The organism is Salipaludibacillus daqingensis (assembly GCF_029891575.1).
Classification (GTDB): domain Bacteria; phylum Bacillota; class Bacilli; order Bacillales; family Salisediminibacteriaceae; genus Salipaludibacillus; species Salipaludibacillus daqingensis.
The window spans coordinates 70,813-96,706 of the sequence record NZ_JARZHF010000001.1; the positions used below are offsets into that span (position 1 = coordinate 70,813).

General features: G+C 38.0%; 23 protein-coding genes. 7 read left to right on the top strand and 16 right to left on the bottom strand.

Annotated elements, in window-relative coordinates:
• Positions 1–64 precede the first annotated feature (64 nt).
• Positions 65–1,315, top strand: coding sequence for a YeeE/YedE family protein (locus QDN89_RS00395; RefSeq protein WP_280768100.1), 1,251 nt, complete (start codon positions 65–67; stop codon positions 1,313–1,315).
• 134 nt (positions 1,316–1,449) lie between these two features.
• Complete coding sequence (locus QDN89_RS00400; protein WP_280768101.1) at positions 1,450–2,409, top strand: NAD(P)/FAD-dependent oxidoreductase; 960 nt, start codon at positions 1,450–1,452, stop codon at positions 2,407–2,409.
• Positions 2,410–2,556: 147 nt separating this feature from the next.
• Here the strand turns inward: QDN89_RS00400 and QDN89_RS00405 are convergent, their stop codons facing one another.
• The 12 genes from QDN89_RS00405 to QDN89_RS00460 form a co-directional block, all read right to left on the bottom strand.
• Entirely contained in the window at positions 2,557–3,138 is a 582-nt protein-coding gene (locus QDN89_RS00405; protein ID WP_280768102.1) for a glycerol-3-phosphate responsive antiterminator, read from the bottom strand.
• 60 nt (positions 3,139–3,198) lie between these two features.
• A complete protein-coding gene (gene dhaM, locus QDN89_RS00410) occupies positions 3,199–3,597 on the bottom strand; it encodes a dihydroxyacetone kinase phosphoryl donor subunit DhaM (RefSeq protein WP_280768103.1) in 399 nt (132 codons plus the stop codon).
• A complete protein-coding gene (gene dhaL / locus QDN89_RS00415; protein ID WP_280768104.1) occupies positions 3,590–4,222 on the bottom strand; it encodes a dihydroxyacetone kinase subunit DhaL in 633 nt (210 codons plus the stop codon). The genes dhaM and dhaL overlap by 8 nt, the downstream gene beginning before the upstream one ends.
• Before the next feature lie 173 nt (positions 4,223–4,395).
• Positions 4,396–5,391, bottom strand: a complete 996-nt coding sequence (gene dhaK / locus QDN89_RS00420; RefSeq protein WP_280768105.1) for a dihydroxyacetone kinase subunit DhaK — start codon at positions 5,389–5,391, stop codon at positions 4,396–4,398.
• A 106-nt stretch (positions 5,392–5,497) separates the two neighbouring features.
• The gene (locus tag QDN89_RS00425) at positions 5,498–7,513 is read right to left on the bottom strand and encodes a sigma 54-interacting transcriptional regulator (RefSeq protein ID WP_280768106.1); all 2,016 of its coding nucleotides are present in this window, start codon (positions 7,511–7,513) and stop codon (positions 5,498–5,500) included.
• Between the two features lie 29 nt (positions 7,514–7,542).
• Complete coding sequence (locus tag QDN89_RS00430) at positions 7,543–9,030, bottom strand: FAD-dependent oxidoreductase (protein ID WP_280768107.1); 1,488 nt, start codon at positions 9,028–9,030, stop codon at positions 7,543–7,545.
• 158 nt (positions 9,031–9,188) lie between these two features.
• On the bottom strand, positions 9,189–10,466 hold the full coding sequence (gene odhB, locus QDN89_RS00435; RefSeq protein WP_280768108.1) for a 2-oxoglutarate dehydrogenase complex dihydrolipoyllysine-residue succinyltransferase: 1,278 nt from the start codon (positions 10,464–10,466) through the stop codon (positions 9,189–9,191).
• Between the two features lie 18 nt (positions 10,467–10,484).
• Positions 10,485–13,328 (bottom strand): 2-oxoglutarate dehydrogenase E1 component, encoded by a 2,844-nt coding sequence (locus QDN89_RS00440; RefSeq protein ID WP_280768109.1) that lies wholly within the window; start codon positions 13,326–13,328, stop codon positions 10,485–10,487.
• Positions 13,329–13,590: 262 nt separating this feature from the next.
• Positions 13,591–14,751 carry an aminotransferase A gene (locus QDN89_RS00445; RefSeq protein WP_280768110.1) on the bottom strand — a complete coding sequence of 387 codons (1,161 nt, stop codon included), beginning with the start codon at positions 14,749–14,751 and terminating at the stop codon, positions 13,591–13,593.
• Positions 14,752–14,793: 42 nt separating this feature from the next.
• Positions 14,794–15,309 carry a hypothetical protein gene (locus QDN89_RS00450; RefSeq protein ID WP_280768111.1) on the bottom strand — a complete coding sequence of 172 codons (516 nt, stop codon included), beginning with the start codon at positions 15,307–15,309 and terminating at the stop codon, positions 14,794–14,796.
• A 32-nt stretch (positions 15,310–15,341) separates the two neighbouring features.
• Positions 15,342–16,520, bottom strand: coding sequence for an alpha/beta hydrolase (locus tag QDN89_RS00455; RefSeq protein ID WP_280768112.1), 1,179 nt, complete (start codon positions 16,518–16,520; stop codon positions 15,342–15,344).
• 33 nt (positions 16,521–16,553) lie between these two features.
• Positions 16,554–18,860: a putative bifunctional diguanylate cyclase/phosphodiesterase gene (locus QDN89_RS00460; protein ID WP_280768113.1), complete on the bottom strand. Its 2,307-nt coding sequence runs from the start codon at positions 18,858–18,860 to the stop codon at positions 16,554–16,556.
• Positions 18,861–19,094: 234 nt separating this feature from the next.
• On the opposite strand from QDN89_RS00460, the gene QDN89_RS00465 reads away from it, so the two are divergent.
• Complete coding sequence (locus tag QDN89_RS00465; RefSeq protein WP_342394359.1) at positions 19,095–19,325, top strand: hypothetical protein; 231 nt, start codon at positions 19,095–19,097, stop codon at positions 19,323–19,325.
• A 62-nt stretch (positions 19,326–19,387) separates the two neighbouring features.
• Here the strand turns inward: QDN89_RS00465 and QDN89_RS00470 are convergent, their stop codons facing one another.
• On the bottom strand, positions 19,388–20,062 hold the full coding sequence (locus tag QDN89_RS00470; RefSeq protein ID WP_280768114.1) for a DUF4397 domain-containing protein: 675 nt from the start codon (positions 20,060–20,062) through the stop codon (positions 19,388–19,390).
• Between the two features lie 150 nt (positions 20,063–20,212).
• Here QDN89_RS00470 and QDN89_RS00475 point away from each other — a divergent pair, with 150 nt between their 5' ends.
• Positions 20,213–21,892: an ABC-ATPase domain-containing protein gene (locus tag QDN89_RS00475; protein WP_280768115.1), complete on the top strand. Its 1,680-nt coding sequence runs from the start codon at positions 20,213–20,215 to the stop codon at positions 21,890–21,892.
• A gap of 62 nt (positions 21,893–21,954) precedes the next feature.
• On the opposite strand, the gene msrB is transcribed toward QDN89_RS00475, so the two are convergent.
• Together msrB and msrA are read right to left on the bottom strand one after the other, a co-directional pair.
• Positions 21,955–22,380: a peptide-methionine (R)-S-oxide reductase MsrB gene (msrB, locus tag QDN89_RS00480; RefSeq protein ID WP_280768116.1), complete on the bottom strand. Its 426-nt coding sequence runs from the start codon at positions 22,378–22,380 to the stop codon at positions 21,955–21,957.
• 2 nt (positions 22,381–22,382) lie between these two features.
• Positions 22,383–22,913, bottom strand: a complete 531-nt coding sequence (msrA, locus tag QDN89_RS00485) for a peptide-methionine (S)-S-oxide reductase MsrA (protein ID WP_280768117.1) — start codon at positions 22,911–22,913, stop codon at positions 22,383–22,385.
• Positions 22,914–23,322: 409 nt separating this feature from the next.
• Between msrA and QDN89_RS00490 the strand changes: the two genes are divergently transcribed.
• Positions 23,323–24,003: a queuosine precursor transporter gene (locus QDN89_RS00490; protein WP_280768118.1), complete on the top strand. Its 681-nt coding sequence runs from the start codon at positions 23,323–23,325 to the stop codon at positions 24,001–24,003.
• Positions 24,004–24,113: 110 nt separating this feature from the next.
• Here QDN89_RS00490 and QDN89_RS00495 read toward each other — a convergent pair whose 3' ends face one another.
• Positions 24,114–24,992, bottom strand: coding sequence for a fructosamine kinase family protein (locus QDN89_RS00495; RefSeq protein WP_280768119.1), 879 nt, complete (start codon positions 24,990–24,992; stop codon positions 24,114–24,116).
• 216 nt (positions 24,993–25,208) lie between these two features.
• Here QDN89_RS00495 and QDN89_RS00500 point away from each other — a divergent pair, with 216 nt between their 5' ends.
• Both QDN89_RS00500 and QDN89_RS00505 read left to right on the top strand, forming a co-directional pair.
• A complete protein-coding gene (locus QDN89_RS00500; RefSeq protein ID WP_280768120.1) occupies positions 25,209–25,631 on the top strand; it encodes a DUF1722 domain-containing protein in 423 nt (140 codons plus the stop codon).
• An 80-nt stretch (positions 25,632–25,711) separates the two neighbouring features.
• Positions 25,712–25,876 carry a hypothetical protein gene (locus QDN89_RS00505; protein WP_280768121.1) on the top strand — a complete coding sequence of 55 codons (165 nt, stop codon included), beginning with the start codon at positions 25,712–25,714 and terminating at the stop codon, positions 25,874–25,876.
• The last annotated feature ends 18 nt before the right edge of the window (positions 25,877–25,894 follow it).

Here is a 25,894-nt window from a genome sequence, read left to right on the forward strand (position 1 = left end):
AAATATTTCAACGTACCATAACAATCATAATTCCGATAAAATTAGTGAGGTTAGGTGACTCAACATGGAAACAATAACTACAAATCTAAATCAACAAGACCATATTGAATCGTCAGCACCAGAATTAAATAAACCACAAACAAAATTAATTATAGGTGGATTAATTGTTGCTGCAATTTTAATGACTTACTTAATGTTTACTCAAGAGGCAATGCATCCGCTCCTATTAATCATAGGATTATTACTCGGATATACGTTATTTCATTCACGTTTTGGATTCACATCTGCGTTTCGCCGTTTAATGTCGGTTGGGAATGGACAAGCCGTTCGATCACATATGGTTATGCTAGCGGTCGCCGTCACATTTTTTGCTCCTATTTTAGCTTTAGGTTACTCCTTTTTCGGAGCTGAAGTCGCTGGATATGTAGCTCCTGTAGGCGTCAGTCTAATAGTTGGAGCGTTTCTGTTTGGAATTGGAATGCAGCTAGGCGGTGGTTGTGCTTCTGGGACACTTTTTGCCGTCGGTGGTGGTAGATCTGTCATGTTTATTACGCTACTTTTCTTCATTGTCGGTTCTACTATAGGCGCTTACCATCTCCCTTTTTGGACGGAAGATATGCCTGCCGCTGAGCCAATTTCGTTAGCTACATCTACAGGCTTTGGCTACGGTGGAGCATGGGCTCTATCCGTCGTTTTATTCGGAATCATTGCTTGGATCACATTAGTCGTTGAAAAGAAAAAGAAAGCGCCAAAAATGGGGCCTGTACCAAGCGAAAAAGGTTGGAAGCGAATATTTCGTGGCTCATGGCCACTGTTTGTTGCAGCAGTAGTTCTTGCAGGGTTAAACGCACTTACGTTGATGACTCGTGGGGAACCGTGGGGTGTAACTTCCGCTTTCGCTTTATGGGGCTCTAAAGGGGCTGAACTAATTGGCTTCAATGTGTCAAGCTGGGGATATTGGCAAGGTGATGCAGCTGTCGCCCTTGAAAGTTCGATTTTTGCTGATACGACAACTGTATTGAACTTCGGGGTCATTTTAGGAGCTTTTCTCGCTTCAGCAGCTGGAGGACTTTTCAAATTTTCGAAGATTACTAAAGGAAACGCTGTCGCATCTGTTATCGGTGGACTTATGATGGGTTATGGTGCACGACTAGCATTTGGTTGTAACATTGGCGCCTACTTTGGCGGTATTGCATCATTTAGCCTTCATGGATATATTTGGGGTGCTCTTGCTTTAGCTGGAACCTTTTTAGCTCTATTTTTAAGACCTCTCTTTGGATTGTCTGTGCCAAAACCTCGAGATACATTTTGTTAACGAACATTAATAAACTCATGAGAGGTCTTTTCCTTTCATGGGTTTTTAATGATTTCCAAACCCTATCTTGTGCGAAGATTGTGAAAAACAATTAAGATAAGAACATACATATCATTACAGGAGGTTGTTTCTATATGAATATTTCTATTATTGGTGGCGGTCTTTGCGGAATTTTTGCGGCAAAAACATTAAGAGATTATGGTCATAATCCGATTATTTATGAAAAAAGTCGCAGTATTGGTGGAAGAATGGCTACAAGACGAATAGGAAAAGGAAAGGCTGATCACGGTGCTCAATTTTTTACGGTTCGATCCAAAGAGCTACAAGGATTCACGGAGGAATGGTTAGCTAAAGGTTGGATTAAACATTGGTTTGGAGACGACTATCCTAGATATGCCAGCGTTGATGGCATGAATCCTTTTGTAAAAAAACTTGCTCACGACCTATCCGTCCAATTGAATGAAAGAATTGTATCTATAGAAGAGAACTCATCAACATTGACGTTAAACTCAGACGTTTCTAGCCCATTTTCAACTGATGTTGCATTGATTACTGCTCCTGTTCCACAAGCTTTGAAACTTCTTCAAGCCCCTTCTATGCTCAATAAAAAAGAAGAAGAGCAGCTTTCTTCTTCTCAATTTAACCCTGCTTTTGTTGGACTCGTTTCACTTAAAAAACCAGTTCAAATTGGAAATAAAGGTATCCGTGCTGAAAGTTTGCCTCATGGTGTTGATAAAGTCATTTCTAACGATGAAAAAGGTATTTCGGAAACATCCATTTTATCCATCTATATGACGGGAGAATGGAGCTATAACCGCTTTGGAAATCAAGATACAGCAGTGCTGAAAGAACTTGTAGAATCCATCTATCCACATATATTTTCCACTGACAATATTGACGATATTCAACTTAAACGCTGGCGATACGCCGAAGCAACACACGTATACCGTCAACCGTTTTTAAAACTAGACAACAAACCGGTGTACATTGCGGGAGACAGTTTCTTGAGTCCAGAAGATAAGAGTGGTCGAACGAGAATAGAAAGTGCGATCATATCAGGCATTCGAGTAGGCGAAGCGATACACATTGGATAAGTTGTCTTCTCATCGTTTTTGAGGAAAGTTTATATTATTTTACATTTATTAAAAATTCGCAAGAGAAAAGACGACTCGCTCTCTAGTAGTCGTGAGAAAAATCGTCTTTTGTATGAAGATCATTTATCAGATTATGATGCAGGTATGTTACCTTACAGCTACTGCCGGTTGAATAATAGTATAATTCCAAAGTTTCTGCTCAGAAGTCGTAATCGCTAAAGCGCCGGAATCCAAGGCCTTCTGTACATCGAATTCGGTTTTAATGAGTCCGCCTGTTAGTATCGGTTTTTTTGTATTTTTTCTAATTTCAGTAATCCATTCAGGAATCAAACCTGGTAATAATTCAATCATGTCCGGATTTCCTTTTTCAACATTTTTGAAACATCTTTCAACACTCATCTCATCAAACAGAAAGAAACGTTGGATCGTTACCATACCTTTTTGTCTGCACTCTTTGATGATGTGAGGGTGGGTAGAAACCACACCATAGGGATTGATATACCTATGGAGAAATCCTACTCCCTCTCCATCATTTGATAACCCTTTAATTAAATCCATATGAACAAAAAGTTTTGTAGTCTTTCGACGTTTAATTAGTTTTTGCAAGCTGACCAGTTCATTGATGTCTGAATGAAGTAATATAACATACTCCGCGCCACGATTGACCGCTTCCATACATTCCATTTGATTTCTTACTGTCGGAATAATTCTTTGTTGTTCCAACTTCATAGAAAGCACCTTCTTACTTAGTGGATTCCCCGAATTCCTAAGAAACATCAATGATTTAATTTACGATCGGTGCACTTTCTGCATTTCCTTTGCTTTTTCTGCTGCCTCAACAACTTTCCCCACATCACTTCCAAAACCAGCTTCCACAACAGCACTATATCCACCTTCTAAAATTGGAGCATCTGCGATTCTTATATTTGAGGGGTCATCGAGCATCTCTATTGCTAACTCAGCATTAATTAGTGCACTACCTAAATCAAATAGGATAACCGTACCTTTTGGTGAATGCACAGATTCTAGTGCTGCTTTAATATCAAAGGCATTCGTTCCTATTCCTCCCCCCTCCTCTCCTCCTGCTATCCCGATTGAAACAGCTGGTTGCATTTCATAAAGAAGAGCTTTCAAACCTTTCACAATGTCAGCACTATGAGAGACGAATACGAGACTTACCCTATCCATTGTTATTCTCCCCTTCCATCATGGTTTCAGCTAAGCTTTCAAATAGAAGGTAGCTAGACATTGCTCCGGGGTCAATGTGACCTACTGACCGAGCTCCTAAATAAGCCGCTCTTCCTTTTTTCGCATGGAGATCTTTCGTGCCTGTCATCTTTTCATGTGCAGCAACTTTCAAATCTTCCCAATTAATATGAGTTTCTTGCGAGAAATCTTCTAACAATGGGCTCCAAACATCAACCATCGTTTTTTCACCAACCGATGCTTTGCCTCGTTGAATAATTGCTTGTTCTCCTTCTTTTAATGCTTCTAACAGTTCTTCATCTGACAACTGTTCCTTTGCTCCAATCTTTGCACCCATTTTTAAGAATGCAGATCCATAAAGTGGTCCTGATGCACCGCCAACTTTTCCGATTAGAGTCATTGCAACCCCTTTGATTAAGTCACCAATCGTTTGAAATGATTTGCTTTCTAACGTTTTCATCACTTCCGTTAATCCTCTGGACATATTGATCCCGTGGTCACCGTCTCCGATAGCCTGATCTAAATCTGTTAATAAATCTTTGTTCACTTGAATTTTTTCATCAAATTTTTCTAACCATGAAATCGTTGTTTTAACTGTTAAGTTCATAAGCTTTCAACCCCTTGCCTTTGATCGACTGAAAATTTGTTTCTTTAAACTAGTAAAACCTTGCGAAAGGCAACGACAACGTTTAAAAAACAACCTTTAACCATACACTCGAATAGTTGTTGCCCTTTCGCAACCTACTTTTATCTAGTAAAAATTAACCATTCTATCCTTTCTTACCTTTTAAATGCTACCGTATTAGCAGGAGCTGCCAATAATTCTTTTAACTGCTCGTCCATTCTTAATACACTGATTGATGCGCCAGCCATTTCAAGTGACGTCATCCATTCTCCAACAATTGTTTCCGTTACGTTTAAGTCTTTTTCTTTTAACAATTTACTTAACGTGTGGTTCATAATATAAAGTTCCATCTGAGGTGTCGAGCCTAATCCATTGATCATGACAGCAACCTCTTCCCCAGAAGTTAACTGTAAGTCATCATCTACTTTTGCAAACAAGGTTTTGACAATGTCACTTGCTGGAAGAACTTCTGTTCTTTCTACTCCCGGTTCTCCGTGAATACCAGTCCCAATTTCCATCTCATTTTCTGCCAGTGTGAACCCTGGTTTTCCAGCTGCAGGGACAGTACAAGGACTTAAAGACATCCCCATCGACTTGACATTTTTGATCACTTTGTTCGCAACCGCTTCCACTTCATCTAAACTCGCTCCACTTTCTGCCATTGCTCCAGCAATTTTGTGCACAAAAACAGTACCTGCTATTCCTCTTCGACCACTAGTAAAGGAACTATCTTCTACTGCTACATCATCATTGACAACAACTTGTTTTACTTTAATTCCTTCTGCTTCAGCTAACTCACCGGCCATTTCAAAGTTCATGACGTCCCCAGTATAGTTCTTAATAACGAGAAGAACACCCTCTCCTCCATCCACAGCTTTTATTGCTTCAAATACTTGGTCTGGTGTCGGTGAGGTAAATACTTCACCTGCAACTGCACCATCGAGCATTCCTTTTCCTACGAAACCACCATGTGCCGGTTCATGCCCACTTCCTCCACCACTAACAATGCCTACTTTTCCTTTGACTGGTGCGTCAGCTCTTACAACAACCGTCGTACCTTCCACTCTTTTCAATTCCTTCGGGTGTGCTGCAACCATTCCATCCAACATTTCATCAACAACGGCATTGACATCGTTCAAAATCTTTTTCATAGATTCTTCGCCTCCTTAACTAAGTTATATGCAATAACCGTGCCATAATGTAAACGCCTTCATTTAAGGTTTTTTTCTGTCCGATTATAAAAGCAGGTAATAAATATCAATTTTTTTGATACTTATTACCAAGTTTGTGTTCTAAGTTATATTTACGTAGCTTTTTAGCCGCAGTTTTATGAGTAATACCAAGGGCTTTTCCTAATTGATTGTAACTATTAAATAATGGGGCTACTTGGGAAAAAAGATCAAATTCGTATTCATCCAATGTTTTCACCTGTGGTCGCTCGATCGTTTGTTCTGTCTGCTCTAATCGTTCGTAAATATATTCTGGCAAATCGGATATACCAATTCGTTCAGACTGGGCAAGACTAACGATTCGTTCCATCACATTTTTTAATTCACGAATATTCCCTGGCCAATGATAAGCTTGTAATTTCTCATAACATTCTCGACTCATGCTGATATACTTTCGTTTAAAAATCTTGCTATAATAGTTCAAAAAATAATCAATTAGCATCCACACATCGCGTTTTCTATCTCTTAATGGTGGTAAATGAATCGGAATGACATGAAGCCTATAATAAAGATCTTCTCTAAATATCCCTTCTTGAACCATCTCAAACAAGTTCTTATTCGTAGCAGAAATCACACGTATATCAAGTGAGATGGTTTCCTTTCCACCAATTCGGACTAACTCTCGCTCTTGAAGCACACGCAAAACCTTTCCTTGGATATCTAATTGGAGATCCCCAATTTCATCTAGGAAAATCGTTCCTCCGTTTGCTTGCTCAAATTTTCCTGTATGCATTCGAACAGCACCAGTAAACGAACCCTTTTCATGACCAAATAGCTCGCTTTCAAGGATAGTAGCTGGAATTGACGCACAATTAACCGAAATAAAAGGTTTTTTCCGCCTATCACTTTTTTCATGGATTCCTCTAGCAACTAACTCTTTGCCTGTTCCACTCTCTCCTGTGATCATAACGGTTGAATTTGTATTTGCCACTCGAACAGCCATGGAAAGTGTATTTTGTAAATTTTCACTTTGACCAATAATTTCAGGAAATATATTATTGTCTGGGGAGTTTTGACCTGGAAACGTCTTATTAGATGATAATTCTTTTAGTAATTCTTCCATTTCACGATACGGTGAGAAACTTATCACTATGCCTTTGAATCCTTTTTCTAAACTTAGTGTTTGCGCTCGAACAATATAAAAAGACCCTTTTCTGTTCTCAAATGTGGTCGAGATCGTCTCTCCTTCTTCTTGTAGAATGTGCCACTCTTCTTTATTAATAAACGAAAAAATATGGTCTGGCAAATCTTCTTTAATCAAAAATCGTTTAAATGCTTCGTTTTTATAAATAAACGTTCCTTTAGAATCAGTCATTCCAATGAAATCAAACACCGTTTCTAGGACGAGGTTTAATCGTTCTTTCAATAGCTGAACCATTTCTAATTCAGAGGATATTTTCTCGATGTTTGAAATGTCTTCAAATGTGGCTACAGCTCCAATAATTTCATTATCAAAAAAGATAGGCGATCGATTCGTAATCATGACTCTGCCCGCAATGTGTTGTTTTTCACTAAGATGTTGTTTCCCTGTTTTCAACACTTGGTGGATTTTAGAACTTGGAATTAATTCTTTTGCGCTATGATGGATAAGTTCATGGGCACTTTTACCAATCAATTCTGATGCTGCTTGATTCACATACGTAATGATATTGTTCCGATTCACAACCATGACGCCGTGACTCATTGAAGAAATGGCATCTTGAATACTTACAGAGCTTTCTAGAAGTAATTGATCTGCAAGTTCTTCTGTTACTTCTTCTGCGGACATATCAGCAAAAAATTCTGTTACTACGTCAACAAACTTTTCAAATTCAAGTTCGTTCTCTCTATCATAGTACATCTCAAATGAGCCATTTTCTGGTATTTTCAATGATACAATAGAAAGAAGATTACTAATTTGTGCTTTTTGACCTCTGTATTCAATCCACAAATCCCTTAGCTTTTCTGGGTCATCTATGTGATTTTGCAATGTAGAAATCAAAGATGCTGCTAATCGAATATGCAAGCCATTTTTCTTTCTTACGTTAACTGTTACCTTTTTCAATACGATTCCCCCTCTATGAGAGCGACTATTTATACAATACGTTCGCCTGAAATCGACCTAGCCACGTGAACACCTGAACTTGTAGCACCAATACTGCCTGCTCCTGGAAACACATTGTCGCCACATAACCATAATCCGTCGACTTTTGTTCGATGTTGAATTGCCTTCCATAAAGCATTCGCCTTTATTTGTGGAAATCCTCCCACACCGCCAAAATTTCGCTTAACAAACTTTTCCCAAGCTCTTGGTCCTCCGGTCATTTGATATGGCAATGCTTCCGAAGCACCTGGAGCCAATTCTTCAAGTTTCGCCAAAACACTTGTGTATATCTTCTTCGATTGCTCATCATAATCTTCTTTTGATTGCCAATTTTTTAAGTCAATATGAGTCGATACCGTCATCGTTCGATACCCTTTAGGAGCGCGGAAAGTATCGTCTTTTTCTGATAACGACATAAAAAAATGATTCGCCCCTGAAGGATCTTGTTCTGGATCTATCATCACTTGATGAAACAAATTTAAATCCTCAGGGATCATTTCATCGCGAATAGCAAGATAAGTTGTAAACGTTCCCCACTGTAATGTTGGGTCTTCTTTGTTTTTCAAAGATGGTTTCAGCTTATCGTAATCACTGCCATCAAGTAAATCTCCAATAGCTGCTATCGGAACATTTAAAACAACATGATCTGCTTCATATTCATTGTTACGATGATCTATGATAATCCATTTATCCCCTCTTTTCCTAATCGATTCAACTTTTCGGGGTTTCTTTACTACACCACCATTTTGTTTCAATGAGTTAACTAACGACTCAGCAACACGGTACAGTCCACCTTTTACATAAAATGCACCGTGGTGATAGATGTCTAAAGCTGTTGCCCCCATCATCAACTCACACTTTTCATAAGTCGTTTGCATGCTATCCATCAACACGCCGTTTATAAAGTGCGTAAATGCATGACATTTTTCAAGCTTATGTTTTTTCACTAACGACCCTAGCGTTCGACCTAGATAAGGAAGTAACGTCACTGACATCGGTGAAAACCCTCTTATAAATGCGCTGAACTCTTGCTTGGATTGAGGTGGTAAAACAGGATAATGGAGCATATGCCTCCTCAACGTTTGTCCTATTCGCCAAACTTCTTCGAAAAAACTCATAATTCTAAGAGAATCATTTGGTTCTTCCTTTTCCCACATCGTCAAAAATCGTGACCGTTCTGTATAGTAAGGAAAAAGTCGATTTCCAATACGAACATCCATCACCGTTTCTAGTTCCGATACATCCGTTTTGATACTCAAATAATCATTTACTTTTTTATGAAGGCCTCCAGGTTCGAATCCCATCCCTAACGTTGCTCCAACAGGGAATGTGAAATTTTTCCGTTGAAATTTACCTGCACACCCTCCCCATTCCGCTGCCGCTTCAAGGAGCGTGACATTAAACCCTTCTTTTTGCAGCAATGCACCTGCTGTGAGTCCTGCAAAACCTGATCCTACTACCATCACTTGTTTCCCCATGTCATCGCCTCCTTTGTTATTGTTATTATGTTGAATTGCGCCAATATTTGCAATGATTCTGTATTACTTGTTTTAAGTTCCATTGAATTTAGTCTCTAATCTCTATTATAAAAAAAGATACCCTCAATAAGAGAGTATCTTCGCTAATAGTTATTTTGTTACCCTTCTAAAAGAAGGGATTCTGGATCTTCAATTAGTTCTTTCACTTTCACAAGGAATTGCACGGCATCTTTCCCGTCGATAATTCGGTGATCGTATGATAATGCAATGTACATCATCGGACGAACCTCAACCTCATCATTTTCCATGACAACCGGACGTTTTTGAATGGTGTGCATCCCTAGTATACCAACTTGCGGTGAATTCAAGATCGGTGTTGACCATAACGATCCAAATACCCCACCATTCGTGATTGTGAACGTTCCACCTGTTAGATCACTAATGGCTAACTTTTTATTATGAGCTTTTTTTCCTAAATCACCAACTTCTTTCTCGATACCAGCAAAGTCCAAACGATCAGCATTACGGACAACCGGAACGACCAAACCTTCTTCTGTTGATACGGCAATCCCAATATCATAGAATTTCTTTAAGACAACGTCATCTCCGTCGATCTCCGCATTCACATTCGGATACTTCTTTAGAGCTCCAATTACGGCTTTTGTGAAAAAGGACATAAATCCTAACTTCACGCCATTATCATCTAAAAACTTATCTTTTCTACGCTTACGAAGATCCATTAAATTTGTCATGTCAACTTCATTAAACGTTGTTAACATTGCTGCGGTTTGTTGCGCTTCCACAAGTCGTTTCGCAATCGTTTTACGACGACGAGACATTGGAATTCTTTCTACAGGTTTTGCTGGGTCGTCTTGTTTCTTTTCAGGTTGTTCTGATTTAGATTCAGGAGCCGATTTAGCTGGCTGTTGTTTCGATTGATGTTCATCGATATCTTCTTTACGGATTCGACCTAAAGGATCTCTTGGACTAACTTCACTTAGACTAATCCCTTTTTCACGGGCATATTTTCGAGCGGAAGGTGATGCTAAAGGCCTCTCCTGTTCTTCTTTTGAAGATGGTTCAGCTTGCTGATTATTTTCCGTTGTATCAGAAGGGGCTTTTGTTTCTTCCTTTTGTTTTTCTTGAGCTGGCTCAGCTTCTGATTTTTTTTCTGTGTCAGCATTTTTGGCTTCCGATTTTCCGGATGTATTTATCTTAGCGATCACATCGCCTACTTTTACTGTATCTCCTGGTTCAAACAAAGTACTTTCAAGAACACCCGATTCATCTGCAGAAATTTCTACGTTGACTTTATCTGTTTCAAGTTCAACAATATCTTCCCCTTTTTCCACATAGTCACCGGCTTGCTTTAACCATTCTGCAACTGTTCCTTCTGTTACGGATTCTGCTAATTCTGGTACCTTTACTTCTAACATTCGTTTGTGACTCCCTTCTTATTTCCTTGTAGTCGCCTCTGTTAAAATTCTATTTTGTTCTTTTTTATGCACTTTAGGGTCACCCTCGGCTGTACTAGATCTTCTTTTTCTTCCAATGAAACTAACTTGATTTTCATGTTCCGTAAGCTCTTGTAGATAAGGAAGAATATAGTGCCATGCTCCCATGTTTTGTGGTTCTTCTTGTAACCAAATAAAGTCATCAACATGAGGGAAACGGCTTAACACTTCTTGTATACGAGCAGATGGGAATGGATAAAGTTCTTCTACTTTAACCATGTGCATCCATTCTAGTTCGTCTTTTTTCTCATGGATTACTTCATCGAGTTCTACCGAAACTTTCCCTGAGCAGAATACAATTCGTTTCACTTTGTCTGGATTACTTCCTAATTCTTTGTTTTCCAAAATAGGTTCAAACTTTCCTTCACTAATTTCTTCAGGTATCGAGGCGACTTTTTCATTACGTAACAAGCTTTTCGGCGCCATTAACACAAGAGGGCGTACTTCATTTTCTTTCAACAATTTTGATTGTCTGCGAAGTAAATGAAAATACTGACTCGCTTTAGTTAGGTTTGCCACGTGCCAATTATTTTCGGCTGCTAGCGTCAAAAATCGTTCCATTCTTCCACTTGAGTGTTCTGGGCCTTGCCCTTCATAACCATGAGGCAATAAGAGAACGAGGCCTGACTTTTGCCCCCACTTCGCTCGACCACTTGATATAAATTGATCAAAAATAACTTGAGCTCCATTCGAAAAATCGCCGTACTGGGCTTCCCAGATCGTTAAAGTTTCAGGTGATTGGACGTTATAACCATATTCAAATCCCACACAAGCCATTTCTGATAATGGACTATTATGAATCGCAAACGATGCTTTTGCTGAAGGAAGTGTATGCAGTGGCGAGTATATATTATCAGATTCATAATCATGTAGAACTAGGTGTCTTTGTGAAAACGTTCCTCGCTCTGAATCTTGCCCTGTCATTCGAATAGGCACACCGTCCGTTAGAATTGTTGCAAACGCCAGTGTTTCTGCTAGTCCCCAGTCGATCTTTCCACCCTCTTCAAAGGATGCGACTCGCCGTTTTAATATTTTTTCTAACTTAGGAAACACATTAAACTTCTCTGGAAAAACAAGCAAATCATCATTTAACTTTCGCAACGAATCGATGGAAACTTTCGTCTCAATTCCTTCTAACGTGCTTCGAACGTAGGAAGGGGGGGTCATTGTTTCATCAATTTTTTCACGTTTATTTTTTTTGATTTTCTCAAATTGACTAGCAAGTTTCGAAATAAACTCATCACGAAGATCTTGCATTTGATTTTCAGTAATGATGTTTTCTGAAAACAGTTTCTCTCCATAGCTCTCAAAAATTGTCGGATGGTCTTTGATTTTTTTGTATAGACTTGGCTGAGTAGCTAATGGTTCATCCATTTCATTGTGACCATAACGACGATACCCAATGAGGTCAATCACAATATCCTTACTGAATTCCTTTCGATATAAATAAGCTAAATGAATGGCTGCTACACAAGCTTCTGGGTCGTCAGCATTTACATGAATAACTGGAATTTCATACCCTTTCGCCAAGTCACTAGCGTACTTTGTTGATCTTGAATCGCCACTTACCGTTGTGAAACCTATCATATTGTTCGCGATGATATGAATCGTACCACCTGTAGAATATCCTTTTAATTGACTTAAGTTTAACGTTTCTGCGACCACACCTTGACCTGGAAAAGCCGCATCCCCGTGAATAAGAATCGTTAATGCTTTATGTTTTTCCTGTGTTGGTAACCCTGGCTTCGAGCGATTATCTTGCGCTGCTCTTGTTAGCCCCTCTACAACTGGATTAACAAATTCTAAATGACTTGGGTTATTCGCTAAAGTGATCGTGGCATCCGATTGACTTTCTTTAATTTCACGGTCTGCCCCTAAATGATATTTTACATCTCCCGTCCAGCCATAGTTAATACCTACGGAACCTTCAGAAGGAACTAACTCTTTGTTCGGTGCGTCATGGAATTCTGAAAAGATCAACTCGTATGGCTTGCCTAGTACATGAGCTAGAACATTTAGTCTACCTCTATGTGCCATACCAATCATCAATTTTTCCGTCCCTTCCTCCACTGATTCCCTGACGACCTCATCTAACATAGGCACCATTGTATCTAATCCTTCGATGGAGAAACGCTTTTGGCCTTTGAACGTTTTATGGATAAAATGTTCAAAACCTTCCACTTTATTTAACCGCTCTAATAACTGGACTTTTTTATTCGTTGTTAATGGTGGTAAATAATCACCAGATTCGACTTTCTGAAATAACCACCGACGTTCGTCAATATCATGAACTTGGTTGAATTCAAAAGCCAATTTTTTCGTATACGTATTTTTGAGATGCTCTACTGCTTCATTTCCATTATTAAACGATTCATAAAAATGGGGCGAAAGTAATTCAGGAGGAATACCTTTCACTTGTTCTTTTGTTAAATGGAAATCTTCATATTCAAAAATATTTTTCTTGTATTCTAATTCGATTGGTGAAATATCGGCCATAAGATGACCATTTCGACGAATAGATTCAGCTAATTTCATTGCATTAACTGCAGTAAAATAACCTTCACGATCCATTTGAGTGGAACCGTACTGCCTAATTGGCTCTTGCTCTGCTGTTTCTTCCACAACTTCTTCATAAGCTCCCCATTGGTTAAAAAAGGTTGCTAGTTCTTCTTCTACTAAATTTCGATCTTTCTGAAAATCTTCATACTTTTCTAGCATGTAACCTAAGTTTGGTCCATAAAATTGTGACCAACCTTCACTCAATCGAATTGATTGATTTGCCATTTCCTTACCCTCCATTGATCGTAAATATGTACAACATTCTATTTCTACTTCACACATAGGATAAAAGCGTTTCCACCATTATTTTATCACTATATTTGTTGATCCTCAAAGATTAGTTTTCACAAAGTGACATTTTATACTTCGAAAGCTCTTTCTAGTCATCTTTTCCCGGTTACAAATAAATCAATCGTTGATTTTACATGTATATAGAAAAACTAGCTGAAAACTTAATTCTCCAGCTAGTTTTTGTGCGAATCTATATTTATTCGGTCACCTTATTCCAAAATTTTTCCAGACGAAGCAATGCTTCTTCCAATTCTTCTATTCGGTAAGCATAAGACAAACGCACATATCCTTCTCCTAGAAAAGAAAATGCATCACCAGGAACTACAGCGAGTTCCTCTTCTTCTAGAAGTTTCATCGCAAAATCAAATGACGTCATCCCAGATTTTTCAATCGAAGGAAAAGCATAAAAAGCACCCGTAGGCATCACGGTAGGTAGACCAATTTCTTCTAGCCTTCTCATCATAAAGTTACGTCTCTTTTCATATTGTTCTTTCATATGTACAGGATCATCTTGTCCGTTTTTCATCGCTTCTAACGCGGCATATTGGGACACCGAACTAGCGCAACTCACATTATATTGATGAACCTTAATTAAATGTTTACAAATCTCTTTCGGTGCAAAAATAAAACCGATTCTCCATCCTGTCATAGAGTGTGATTTACTCAATCCATTGATGACAATTGTCCGTTCTCTCATTCCTCGGTAGGATGCGATCGATTGGTGAGGCTCTGCATACGTTAATTCAGAATAAATTTCATCGGCTACAATAAATAAGTCCTGTTTTTCTAAATACATAGCTAACTCTATCCGCTGCTCTTCTGATAAAACAGCTCCCGTAGGGTTTGATGGATAAGGAAAAATGATAGCTTTTGTTCGCTTTGTTTGATTTGTTTTAATTTGGTCCACGGTTATGATGAAATCCGTTTCTCTCGTATCGATAAACACCGGTGTTCCCCCACATAGCCGAATGATCGGTTCATAGGCTGGATAAACAGGTGCCGGAATAAGTACCTCATCTCCAGGTTCCAGTAACGCTCTCATCGTTACATCTATTGCTTGTGAAGCGCCGACGGTAACAATGACTTCATCTAATGGATCATACTTTAATTGATATTTATTCTCTACAAATTCACTAGCATACGTTCGAAGTTCTAGGAGTCCTGCATTAGCGGTATAACGAGTATAATTATTATCGATTGCTTGTTTCGCCGCTTGTTTCACATGTTCTGGCGTATCAAAATCCGGCTGTCCTAATGTTAATTGAACTGCTTCTGGGTAAGCTTGGACCCTATTAAAAAATTGGCGAATACCTGAAAGCTCAATATCTTTTACTTTCTGATTTAATCTTGATTCCATGTTTATTACGCCTCCATTATTTCTTTGTTTCGATTAAGTTTATTACGTTGGTTGTATCGCAGTAATTGCAACAACGGTTAGTATAAAATGAATAACATAAATCCCAATTGCTAGAAGAAACACGCGCCAAAAAGCTTCCAAAAACGATTTGTTTACATTAGAAAACTTTCGAATCGGTTCTAATGATAAACTAACAATGATAATCAGGTACAAAACTAAATATAAAAATTCAATTGCCATATTAGATCCTTGTAATGGTTCGGCAACATTTCCTGACACTAGCAGAAACACATTAGCAGCAATAGCGATTATTTTTGCAATAAATAATTGAACAAATACGCTGATCGTTAACCACCAAGACCATTTTTCCCTCCTAAAAATCCCGATAGCAGCTGGTACAAAAAGCCAGAATACACCATCAGAAACTAGGAGCATGAGCATTCTTTCACTATATCCCCACATAACGCCAATGTAGACATAATAGCCATAGTATACGAAAACGAATAGCAATAGAAAACTTGCAAATACGTTTAACGGGATAGATAATTTACGGTCCATCGATCCATTCCTCCATGCAATAAAACTTGTGATTATTCATTTAACAGGTCCGCTCCAGAACGTCCGATTAAATAAGCTGCAATTGCAAAAGCTTCCGTTTGTTCTCTAACCCGATTCAGACCTTGCGGTGGCTGACGAACTTGAAGTTGGTATTGATCTGCTATTTGAAGTGTTCCTTGATTTGCTTGTCTCAGAAAACTCGACGTTTCTTGCAAACCGTAACGTCCGCTTTGCATTATTTCATAAAAGGACACGAACCCATGCATAACCCCACGATAACGAGTCGCCCTCACCGGAACATCAAATTCCGCTAAACGTTCTGCATACGCTTCCCCTTCATCTCGCAACGGATCAAATTCAGCCGTGATTATTAATGCAGGAGGTAAATCACTAAGATCATCCGCATGGAGTGGTGATGTATAAGGATTGGTCCACATCCCTTCTTCTGGCGTATACAGGTCTCGTGCCCGATACATCACTTGTCTTGATAACAAGTAGTAGCCACTATCATATATTTCTCTTGATTCTAACTTAACATCTTGAAATGTTGTTAAAGGATAAAGAAGTACCTGCGAAGTAATGTCTGGACCGTTTCGATCCCTTGCCATCATAGCTGTCACCGTAGCAATATTTCCTCCCGCACTGTCCCCTACAACGCTTATACGTTCGTCATCTCCGTTAAACGTCTCCGCATGGGTTTCGGCCCAAATTAAAGCGGAATAACTATCTTCAATTGCTGCTGGAAAAACATAATCTGGCGCGACTCGATATCCTGGAGCTAAGACAATACTATTTGTTCTTGATGCTAGCGAACGAATAATATTATCATGAGTATCAATGTTACCATACCCTTCTAGAAAAGCCCCTCCGTGATAATACATTATGATTGGAAATGGTCCCTCTCCTTGAGGCCGATACATTCTCATCGGAATCTGCACTTCCCCTTGAACAGGAATAAATAAATCTTCTCTTAATAACGGGGATCCCCCCCCTCCACCACCAGTAACAATTCGGGGAGGACGAATATTAATATCAAGATCTACTAAATTATTATTAATGGCATGCAGGACAACTGCTGTTTTTGCTGGAAGTCTTCCTTCATCCGTTGATTGCCATAAATAAACGGATATAGAGATGATAATTAACACAGCAGCTATTCCTAATGAGCTTATTAAAAACATTTGTTTTAAAAACGGTTTTGCCCACCTCATGTTGTCCTTCCCCTCCTGGCTGCCACACTATTCTTAACTCTTTATATCATTCTTGTGCTTTTTTGATTGTAACTCATCAAACAAAAACGTGATAGCTGACGTTTCTGACAATGGCTTTGAATAATAAAACCCTTGTATTATGTCACATTTCCAAGTTTTTAAAGAGTTCAACTGCTCTTTATTTTCTACACCTTCAGCTAAAACTTCAATATCTAATTCTTTGACAAGATCGATAAGTTTACGCATCATTGTTGCTTTTTTATTATCATATTCCATATTTATAATAAACGACCGATCTATTTTTAGAAGGTCTATCGGTAAGCTAGCTAAATAATGAAAAGATGAAAACCCTGTACCAAAGTCATCAATTGAGATTCTAACTCCGTGTTCACGGAGTTGTTGAAGTTTACCGATTGTTTTATCATTCGTTTGAATCAATAAAGACTCCGTTAGCTCCAATTCTATGCAATGAGGATCTGCATTTTCTTCGCGTATTATCCTCATCACTTTCTCAACAAAATCATCTTGTTGAAGTTGAATGGAGGATACATTGACACAAATACGAATCTTTGATGAATAATTCTCATGGAAAAATTGTACCATTTTACAAGCTTTTCTAAAAACATAATCGCCAATCGGTATTATAGCTCCGGTCTTCTCAGCAAGAGGAATAAACGTATCAGGGTGCACAAATGATCCATCTATTTTTTTCCACCTAACTAGTACTTCAAAAGCAACTAACTGCTCCTTTTCCAACATTAATTGTGGTTGGTAATAAAGCACAAACTCTTCGTCGTTAATTGCTCTTAATATATTTGTTTCTAATTCACGCTCGTGTTTGTATTTTTCCGTTAACTTTTGATGATAAACCGTTGATTGATTCGCACCACGTGATTTTGACTCGTTGAGAGCTAGATTAGCGTGTTTTAATAATAATTCAACATTTCCACCGTCTTTCGGATACGTTGCTATTCCATAACAAGCACTGATATGAATCGTGTGATGTGCCACTCTCCAAGTCCGATTTAAGCTTTCTCTTAGTTGAATTAATTTTTTCTTAATATGTTCCTTTTTGTGGTGGTCTGTCACTAATACAAATTCGTCCCCGCCATACCTTACTAAAATAGAAACGTCCGATATTTCTAGTTTCAAAACTTGAGCTACTTGTTTTAATAACTCATCAGCAATTCTCGGACCAAAACCTTCGTTTATTCTTCGGAAGTAATCCAGTCCAATATATATGATTGTAAACGGATCCCTCTTTTCTTTTCTTAGCGTTCTCGTTTGTAAATAGTTACTTAAAGCAAAGTTATTCGGAATCTCCGTTAAAGGATCTTGGAAAGCCATCTTTTTAATCGTATCTTCTTTTTCCTTGAAAAGCGTATAATCATGATGTGTGCCATGGACTGCTTTTACATAACCATGTTGATCAATAATTGGAGTTAGACGAATCACAAAATAAGAAGTTTTCCCCTTTTTGGTTTGCTCATATTCTTCTTGAAGTGTTTCCTCCGTTGTTTTCACTTGATGAATGGCATGATCCCAAGAAAAGGTCGTATGGGGAAAAAAATTAGCAATATGCCTATTCACAATAGGTTTAGACCCTAATGAAATATTTTGCTTGAATATAGCATTTACCATTAGAATATTCCCTTGTAAATCCAACATATAAATCAAATCTTTCGAACTATTAGCAAGAGCTTCATACTTATTTTCCGATTCATTTAAATCTCGTTTCAGTGACCCATAAATAATTAACCCAAAACCGATTGCAATAGCTATCATTAAAAATTCATTTAATAAATACCCAAATGCTGCAAATGATTCAATTGGTCTTAAAAATGGGTAATCCATCCGATGAACTCCCATAATGATAAATAAAAAACCAATTGTTTTAAACACAATATTTAGAGAAAAATGCGTGATAAAAAGCCACCCAGCATATATAAACATAGCTCCCGTAATAAGAGAAGGTAGTAGATACAACCAAAGAAAAGGAAGTTCTCCCCACCTAGCAAACAAGCTCCATACAATGGCCAGTCCTGTAATGATGATCCACGCTAATGATGGTTGTTTCTTTACATAAATATGTGCACCGATAAGGATAAACAGTGCAGTAATGATACCAAAAAGGTCATAAAAATAACTATAAATAATCCATTCATATTGTAAGGAAAGCATGAGCATAGCAATACGGGCAGCATAAGAAATCCAACCAATAATCCAAAAGATCAAATGGCGCTGGTGTTCCAATTTATAATAATAAATATACATAAATATAGATACGATTACACCGATAAAGATCGCCATCGATACGCCCATTAAAAAATCATTTGTCATGTCATCCTCCGATATGTTGATTTTTTAGAATCTATTTATGAATACGAATTAGTTAACATCGATATAAAAAGCAATGCTAGCCTTCTGTTATACTCTTCAAAATAATTAACCTATCGGAATATTCTCTCTTTTATTATACGACACGCTTTTTTGAAAGAATACAGAATATATTTTGCTTCATTTTGGAAATAATGAAGAATATACAAAAATCGTAGAGAAAGAGATGTGATTTTATTGAATATAGAGCTAATGCCTAAAAATGGAGCTCTCCCTTGCGAAGTAACAGCAGATGATGATAATGGTGTTTTTACGATTAGAAAAGAAGATACGTCAGGAGAAGTATTTAATAATTTTTCATCATTAAAAGGATGGATCCACCAACATTGGAACGAAGAGCAGTTCGTCCACTCTAACGAATTTCATCAGTTGCTCTCTTTTCTTGATCAGTATGAAAAAGAAATGTAATATTCTTCATAGCGAAAAAGGACCGATGTTTAGTCATCGGTCCTCTTTCCTATAAGTAGTTATTAACTATCTTTCGCTAAGATTAAATCGAAAGCTGGTTCCCCTTTAAGTAAACCTACTGCTATAGCAGTGTAATTTTCACCTTTTTTCAGCTCCACATTTGGAACATTGAATATGGCTTTATCTTGCCCTGCCGGTCGTATATCTAAGGAATAGTCTCCTTCAGGTAATGTTTGATATTCCGTTGCTGAATTAAATCCAACGTCCGTAACAACAGGCGTATCGAGGGAAAACACATCGACCTTCGGTGCATCTGGTGATAAGTGAAGCACCCTTAATTTTGCTTCATCCTCGACTGTTGTCAGGTCATCACTGAATTCTTTTAATGCTATGTCTTCCAGTTTGCCAGTAACGGCGATCGTTGATGCGCCTCCTGCAGTGAAAGTTAAATTTTCTTCTAATACAGGCTCGCTTTTCTTCGGTTTACTTCCTGCTTGGAAAACTTTGATGTCATAACTACCTTCATCAAGTGGTAAATATTCACTTAATTCTTTGAATTTCATTCCACTAATGACTTTATCTTTGTTAACATAGACATCAACTGCTGGTGCATCTGGTGACGCATGGAGGATACGTACTTGTGCTCCTTCTGCTTCAGCCTCTACGTTCATCGAAAAAGGCATAGCCATCATGAAAAATGCGGTGAGAGAGAGTAGAATAATCCATTGTTTTTTCACTATTTTCACTCCTAACTTGTATTTTACAAAGTTATCGTTTCCATTAATCCAATCCATTATGTATCTAAATGTAACATTACGTTTAATCACACATTCTTTCGTAAATGGAGTGAATAGAACGAATCCTAAAATTGAGTAAAGGATGATAAAATGAAAAACCTTAAAGATTCCCTAAAAAAATTAGACGGTAAATCATATCGAGCGCTGAAATCCATACAAGGCGCATACACAGGAGAAACATTCACACTATTTATGGACTATGTTCAAGGCGATCCATTTGCCTCTCCATCTAGATTACGACTATTTATTCCAACAAAACATCTAGATTTCGATCAAAAACAATTCGATACGCCAGCAAGAAAACGAGCATTTATACATTTTTTTGCTAAGGAATGCGCCAATCATATTCAAAAGACTAAAAATCCGATTCGTGGCACTGGAAAAAGTGGATTAGTATTTATCGACAAACCAGGCCAGCAAGTCATTGATCGCACGGCTGTTAAAATAACCGACGAAGGAATTGAATTTAGGTTGTCTGTTGGATTACCTGCACAAGGTCGGAGAATCCTCGGACATCAAGCGGCAACGTTATTGACCGATGTCTTGCCAACTATTGCTAACAAAACGGTAGCTGACTACGATCGTAATCTCTTGAAACAAGCTTTGCTTCTATCCGATGACCAAGAGGAAATTCGCTATCAGCTAATGAAAAGGGATCTGATTGCCTTTATCGCAAATAATTCGATTCTTCCAAGGTTAAGCGGAATCAGTGATAAAGCCCTGCATGATGCCGTTCCTTTTCGAACCCCTGACAAATATGAAGTGACCATTGATCTACCTTCTGGAAAAACAATTGTTGGCATGGGTGTTAAAAAAGGGATTAGTTTAATCATTGGCGGAGGATATCATGGCAAAAGTACTCTCTTACAAGCAGTCGAACGAGGAGTATACAACCATGAACTTAATGATGGTCGAGAATTTGTTATTACTGATGATTCTGCCATGAAAATCCGTTCGGAAGATGGCCGAAGTGTTAGCCATGTTAACATTTCTCCGTTCATCAACAATTTACCTTTTGGGAAAAAAACGACGGACTTCTCTTCTCAAGATGCTAGTGGAAGTACATCGCAAGCAACGAATATAGTTGAGGCATTAGAAATGGAACCAAAAACGCTTCTTATTGACGAAGATACAAGTGCCACAAATTTCATGATTCGAGACGCACGAATGCAACAATTAGTTAAAAAAAACAAGGAACCAATCACGCCATTTATCGATCGCATCCGCGATTTATATGATGAACACGGCGTTTCAACCGTCCTTGTTTTAGGGGGTTCTGGAGATTATTTTGATGTAGCAGATCACATTATCATGATGGACGAATATGTCCCTGTGGACAAAACAAACGAAGCAAAAAAACTAGTGGAGAAAATGAAAACAGACCGAACTGTTGAAAACGGTCAGTCATATAACATTCAACAATCTCGGCTCTTACGTCGTAAAGAAATTTTAAAACTATTTGATAAAAAAGAAAAAGTGGATAGTAAAGGTCTTCATAACATTAGAATCGGAAAAACAAATTTAGATTTACATGACGTGGAACAATTGATTGATCCAAGTCAAACACAAGCTATCGCACTGATGATCAAACGAATCGCAAAAGATACAAAAGGACCTATGGAATTGAAAGAAACGATCGATACATTGTACAAAAACATAGAATCAAAAGGTCTCGATCATCTTTCCCCTTTTTCCAACCAGCACCCTGGTGACTTCGCGTTGCCACGACCATTAGAATTAGCAGCAGCACTTAACAGAATTCGCACATAAAACAACGCAGCGTCCACTTAGGCGCTGCGTTGTTATTTTTCATAGTGTTTCCGAGTAATTCCCTACTCAAATAGTGACTTGTAGTCGCCATACCCTTCCGTTTCAAGATCTGCTTTCGGTATAAATTTCAATGAAGCGGAGTTAATACAATAACGAAGACCTGTTGGTTTTGGTCCGTCAGTGAACACATGACCTAAGTGAGAATCTCCTTCTTTACTACGTACTTCTGTTCGAACCATAAAAAGACTACGATCTTTCTTTTCTATGACTGCCTCTTCTTTAATTGGTTTTGAAAAACTAGGCCATCCACAATTCGATTCAAACTTATCTTTAGACGTAAACAAAGGTTCTCCTGAAACAACATCAACGTATAACCCTTCTTCGAAAAAGTCCCAAAGAGGATTTTTAAATGGCGGTTCCGTGCCATCTTCTTGGGTGACTTTAAATTGAATAGGCGTTAATTTCTTTTTTAATTCATCTTTACTCATAGTTAGACACCCCATTTTTTATTGATAAAGTCTGCTCTTCCACTTCCTTTTCGATACATTTTATAATGGAAAGGGTTCTTTTTATAATAGTGTTGGTGGTACTCTTCTGCTGGATAAAACGTCGACGCTTCTTTGATTTTCGTTACGATTGGAGCTTGAAACTTACCGCTTTCTCCTAGCTTCTTTTTCGAATTTTCTGCGACTTTCTTTTGTTCCTCATCGTGATAAAAAATTGCAGTCGTATAGGACTCTCCTCGATCATGGAATTGACCACCTGGGTCTGTAGGATCGATTTGTTGCCAAAACATTCGCACGAGTTTATCGTAAGGAAATACGGCAGGATCATACGTAATTTGAACCGCTTCAAGATGACCCGTTGTTTCGGAACAAACTTCTTTATATGTTGGATTTTCTGTATGTCCTCCTGTATAACCAGAATGGACGCCATGAATGCCTGGTTGTTCATCAAATGGCGATACCATGCACCAGAAGCAACCACCAGCAAATGTCGCTTTTTTTAGTTCCTGTTCCATAGGGCAAATCCTCCCTTTCTTTTCTTATCATTACCGCAAGGCTCTTGCTATTGATCCATGTTGATAGTAAAGAATCAGACTAGCTTCCCGCGTCCAACTTTTCAGCGTTCTGGGGAAATTACTCTGCGTGACCTTCTTAAGCAGAGCTTGTGTTAAAACGGTGACTAATCTTTCAAACATCCGTTTTGTTTGTTCTCCCATAGCCATTACCTAGTTACACATAAATCAAACATAGCTTATGTTTTCAATATTATAACACGGGAAATGTTGGTTTCCTTGTTAGATGCTTGGCAACGTTTTTACAACGACTCATCCTTTTCATCGAGTTGAATTTCGTGTATGATGTGACAGTGTATTTTACGCAGTTCGGAAATTCCTGCGTTAACAAAACTAGAAGGAGAGACTTTTAATGCCTAATGAAATGATTTGGATCATCTTTGCGGTGGTCAACTTTAGTATGCTTTTATTATTTTATCGCCTTTTTGGAAAAACTGGCCTATTTGTCTGGATCGGATTTTCAACTGTTGTAGCAAACTTGCAGGTTATCAAACTCGTTGAACTATTTGGACTGGTCGCTACTCTCGGTAATATTATGTATGGCACCGTCTTTTTAGCAACCGACATTTTAAATGAAAAACATGGAAAAAAGGAAGCAAGAAAAGCTGTATGGTTTGGCTTTTCATCCCTTTTAGCAACAACGATTATTATGCAATTCGTATTGGCTTTTCAACCTCACTCTGATGACATGGCTCATGAACATCTTTCCTTTATATTTGAACTATTACCACAAGTTGTTATAGGTAGTTTGCTTGCGTACTTAATTAGTCAATTGTTGGACGTTCAAATCTATGCTTTTTTCAAGAAAAAGCTTCCTAAAGCCTCTCAATTGTGGATGAGAAATAGCTTTAGTACTGCAATCAGTCAATTCGTAGACACAGCAATATTTTGTAGCATTGCATTTTATGGCTGGTATGATTTCGACGTCTGGTTACAAATTTTCATGACAACATATGTGATTAAATTTATCGTTGCCGCGATTGATACACCGTTTATTTATGTTGCGAGAATGATCAAACCAAAACAAGATTAATAAGCTGATAAGAAAGATGGTCCCCTTCAGATATTCGTTCTCTTCTGAAGGGGACGTTCTATTCTCGCAGTGAACGAAAGAAAGTCCCCTCTAAACGTATGCCTGTCGATCTAACCTACATATCTTTTTAAAACAGTATCCACGTGTCCTCCATATATTTCACCAAATATATTCAAATGAACGAGAAGGTAAAACAGTTGATATAACTCTTTTCGATCATCATAACCCCGGTCGACTGGTTGTGTATAAGCATATGCTTCATAAAAATCTTCAGAAAAACCACCAAATAATTCAGTGAATGCCAATTCTAGTTCATGATCCCCGTAAACAACCGATGGATCAATGAAACAAGGCTTCCCCCCTTTTGCTACCATCACGTTTCCTCCCCATAAATCTCCATGGAGAAGACTTGGTTTCACATCGTTAGCTGGAATCCACTCCTGTAACCTGTCCATTAGTTTTTCCATTCTCTGTTTTCTTTTTGAAGGCATATAACCTAATCGTTCGCCTAACTGAACTTGTGGTAGTAATCGATTTGAACGGTAGTAATCATTCCAATTAGTCCACCAGTTATTTTTTTGATGAATTTCTCCAATATATGTATCGTTTCTGTAACCAAACTTTCTTGATGTTGCCTGGTGCAGCTTAGCCACCGCTTCTCCTAATTGTTGAGAGTAATGATTCGTTTTTTCCCCTTGAATCCATTCCATAACGCATCCACTCATCTGCTCATCTTCCGTTTGAAAAACACCGTATACACGTGGGGTTAAAACATTGCCTTTTTCCTTAAGTTCGGTAAGTCCATCCACTTCAGAATTGAAAAAAGTAGGATCCATCTTATCATGAGCTTTTATAAATAGCGGATACTTTGTTGTTTCCACATAATACGCTTGATTGATTTCACCACCTGACACAGATTTCACTTGAACAATTTCTGCTTGGATTCCTGTCTTTTCTAATGCTTGTTTCATCCACCCTTGCGAACTCATACGTCACACCTCCAAAGTCGATTTAATTGGTTTTCAGCCCCTATCTCTTTATAATAAAGCTATAATATCTTTCTATGTTTATAGTTAACAAACTCGTTAACGCGAACATCTTCTAAGCTCCTTGGGGTAAGAAGGTGGAATTCCTTCTACTCTGTTTTTATTTCCATAGTTCCTATAATAAACGAGCAACGAAGGCTTGAAGAGGTGATTGCTTACATGAAACGAGAGATCGAACAGCTTTGGGCAATAAACAAATATGAAGTGATGATGAAAGGATATAACTATTATAAAGAAATGAAAGTTGCAATGAAATCTTCTCATACTGCCGCTGATTTTCAGTATATTTATAGTAGGATCTTTGAAATAAAAAAACAACTTTTTCACCATCCAAGTGTATTGAATACGATGGAACACATTTGGGGGTATTTCAAAAACAAAGCATCTTGTTCTGAAAAAAATACATTTCTATCGCTTATAAGTCAGTGCCAACACCCATTTACGATCGATGAATACGATTTTTTTCCAAAACCCGTTCAACAAGTCATAGCATATTTATCTGCTCTTTTAAACAAATACCCTCAACCATATTTAATTAAAACTAGTTTATTTCGTCCAAGAAATGAATGGAATCATGTTTAAGGTATGCATGATTCACACTCTCATTACCTTTGCCTTTGAGAACAGCACGTCCTATTATCATTTTTAAAAGGAGGAATTTAATGGAAACAAAAAACAACTGTCCAGATTGTGGTGGAACATTAGTGGATGATATTTGGGAAACAATCAACACGAAAGACGATGGTACTTTCACCATTAACTCCTATTTGGCAAAAAAGTGTATCATGCGCTGTGGTTATTACGCTCCTATAAAAAAGGAAGAATAGACGAATGTCTACTCTTCC